This is a genomic window from Streptomyces sp. NPDC059456, from assembly GCF_042750055.1.
Lineage (GTDB): Bacteria > Actinomycetota > Actinomycetes > Streptomycetales > Streptomycetaceae > Streptomyces.
In genome coordinates, this window is sequence record NZ_JBHYVA010000999.1 from 1 (window position 1) to 2,122 (window position 2,122).

Annotated in this window: 1 protein-coding gene and 2 tRNA genes; 2 read left to right on the plus strand and 1 reads right to left on the minus strand. The window is 67.5% G+C overall.

Annotated elements, in window-relative coordinates; translation table 11 throughout:
- Positions 1-186: 186 nt before the first annotated feature.
- Positions 187-257, minus strand: a tRNA-Gly gene (locus ACFXA3_RS41505).
- Between the two features lie 182 nt (positions 258-439).
- Between ACFXA3_RS41505 and ACFXA3_RS41510 the strand changes: the two genes are divergently transcribed.
- Together ACFXA3_RS41510 and tig are read left to right on the plus strand one after the other, a co-directional pair.
- Positions 440-516 (plus strand) — tRNA-Pro (locus tag ACFXA3_RS41510).
- 164 nt (positions 517-680) lie between these two features.
- Positions 681-2,060, plus strand: a complete 1,380-nt coding sequence (gene tig, locus ACFXA3_RS41515) for a trigger factor (protein WP_385196529.1) — start codon at positions 681-683, stop codon at positions 2,058-2,060.
- Positions 2,061-2,122 lie beyond the last annotated feature (62 nt).

A 2,122-nucleotide genomic window follows, 5' to 3' on the forward strand; every position in this document is an offset into this window, starting at 1 on the left:
CGCCGATATCCGTCTCCCTCTTCCACGAGGTCCAGAAGGAATATTCGTCGGCCGCTTCAGTTGTTTATACGCCACCGGGGCCCCCGCCCCCCCCCGCGCACGGGGGCCCGCAGCACAGCGGCGGCCCGGCACCCCCGACGGGCCCGGTCGCGGAAACACCCTCTGCCCTGCCCCTTCAGTGCTCAGAGCGGGCGACGGGAATCGAACCCGCGTAGCTAGTTTGGAAGACTAGGGCTCTACCATTGAGCTACGCCCGCAACACGTGCGCCGCAGGTCCGGGGGACCGCGGCACGGACAGCATCCTAGCGGGTCGGGCCGGGGGAGTGCACACCCCGTTGCGCGCCCGCGGGCGGTGTACCTGAATTCGCGTCCTGAATCGTTCGCTCAAAACCCCGCGCATCAGAGGGTCTCCGGGCATGTACCCTACGTGTCGCACCGACGGGGTGTGGCGCAGCTTGGTAGCGCGTCCGCTTTGGGAGCGGAAGGTCGTCGGTTCGAATCCGGCCACCCCGACCACCACCCACCGCCATCGCAAGATCGCGTTGTGGGCTGATTGCCGCTTGCGGTTACTATGCAAGCTGCGTGCCCGTGTGTCTGATGTACCGGGCCGAATCCGCCGAACCGCTGAATCGCAGCGCGGACGCAGAACCCCAAGCAGTCAGCCACAAGGAGACCGAACCGTGAAGAGCGCCGTGGAGACCCTGAACCCGACTCGGGTTCGGCTCACTGTTGAGGTGCCCTTCGAGGAGCTCAAGGACAGCCTCGACGCGGCGTACAAGAAGATCAACCAGCAGGTCACGGTGAAGGGCTTCCGCAAGGGCAAGATCCCCGCCCGGGTCATCGACCAGCGCTTCGGTCGCGGTGCGGTGCTGGAGGAGGCCGTCAACGATGCCCTCCCGAAGTTCTACACCGAGGCCGTCAACGAGGCCGACCTGAACCCGCTGGGCCAGCCCGAGGTCGACATCACGGAGCTGAAGGACGGCGAGCTGCTGGCCTTCACCGCCGAGGTCGACGTCCGCCCCGAGATCGAGATCCCGGACTACTCCGGCATCGAGGTCGAGGTCGACGCGGTCGAGGTCTCCGACGAGGACATCGAGAAGTCGGTCGAGCAGCTGCGCGGCCGCTTCGCGTCCACCAAGGACGTCGAGCGCGCCGCCGCCGAGGGTGACGTCGTCACCATCGACCTGGAGGCCAAGGTCGACGGCGAGGTGCTGCCGGACGGCGTCGCCTCCGACGTCTCCTACACCATCGGCTCGGGCGAGCTCCTCGACGGCATCGACGAGGCCGTCAAGGGCCTGGAGGCCGGTGGCGAGGCCACCTTCACCTCCCAGCTGAAGGGCGGCTCCGCCGAGGGCAAGGACGCCGAGGTCACCGTCAAGGTCACCAAGGTCTCCGCCAAGGAGCTCCCGGAGCTGGACGACGAGTTCGCGCAGATGGCGAGCGAGTTCGACACCCTCGAGGACCTCACGGCGGACAGCCGCAAGCGCCTCGAGAACATGAAGCAGTACGACCAGGCCACGCAGGCCCAGGAGCGCGTCCTGGAGAAGCTGCTGGAGCTCGTCGAGGTGCCGATCCCCGAGAAGCTGCTCGAGGACGAGGTCAACACCCGCAAGCACAACCTGGAGCACCACCAGCTCGGCCAGATGGGCCTGACCATCGAGAAGTACCTGGAGTTCCAGGGCAAGACGGTCGAGGAGTTCGACGCCGAGACCAAGGACCAGGCGATCAAGGGCATCAAGACCCAGTTCGTCCTGGACGCGCTGGTCAACAAGGAGAAGCTGGGCGTCGACCAGGAGGAGCTCACCGAGCACCTCATGCGCCGTGCGGCCTCCTCCGGCATGTCCCCCGACCAGTTCGCCCAGGCCGTCGTCGAGGGCGGCCAGGTCCCGATGCTCGTCGGCGAGGTCGCCCGCGGCAAGGCCCTCGCGGTCGTCGTCGAGGCCGCCAAGGTCGTCGACACCAACGGTGAGGTCATCGACCTCTCCGACGAGGACGAGGTCGAGACGGCCGCCGAGACCGTCGAGGCCGCCGTCGAGGGTGACGCCGAAGAGGCCAAGTAACACCCTGGGTGCCGCCGCGCGCGGCACCCGCTGAACAGCAACCCGAAGGGCCCGTACACAGC